Annotated in this window: 1 protein-coding gene; it reads left to right on the top strand. The window is 76.0% G+C overall.

Annotation, left to right across the window (positions count from 1 at the left end):
- A partial coding sequence (locus PROKR_RS13025) for a diaminopimelate epimerase (protein ID WP_483823635.1) occupies positions 1–567 on the top strand: 567 nt, incomplete at both ends.

The raw sequence follows: 567 nt of genomic DNA, 5'->3' as shown, positions 1-567 counted from the left end.
CGGGATCGGCGGCGACGGCGTCATCCGGCTCGCCCCGACGGCGGCCCTGGCGAGCGCGGGCGAGGAGTCCGCCCAGGCCGCCCTGGCCCAGGACCCCACGGCCGAGTGGTTCATGGACTACCGCAACTCCGACGGTTCCGTGGCCGAGATGTGCGGCAACGGCGTGCGCGTCTTCGCCGCGTTCGCCGAGCAGCAGGGCCTGGCCGACCTGTCCGCAGGCCCGCTCAGCCTCGGCACGCGCGCCGGCGTCAAGCGGGTCACCAAGGAGGCCAACGGCTGGTACGCCGTGGACATGGGCCGCTGGTTCCTGCCCGGAGGCGAGACCGCCGTGACCGACGGGTACGACGCCGCCGTCGCGGTGCGCGGCTGGACCGCGCCCCGCCCGGCCCTGAGCGTCGACCTCGGCAACCCGCACACCGTCGTCGCCCTCGCGAGCGTCGAGGAGCTCGCCTCGCTGGAGCTGTACCACGCCCCCGAGGTCGCACCCGTGCCGCCGCACGGCACCAACGTCGAGCTCGTCGTGCCGCTCGGCGAGGAGGAGGGGCCCGACGGCGCCGTCGGGCGCCT

This window comes from Promicromonospora kroppenstedtii DSM 19349, from assembly GCF_000515355.1.
Classification (GTDB): Bacteria; Actinomycetota; Actinomycetes; order Actinomycetales; family Cellulomonadaceae; genus Promicromonospora; species Promicromonospora kroppenstedtii.
Note: the sequence above shows the minus strand (reverse complement) of the source record. Positions and strands in the feature narration are given on the sequence as shown.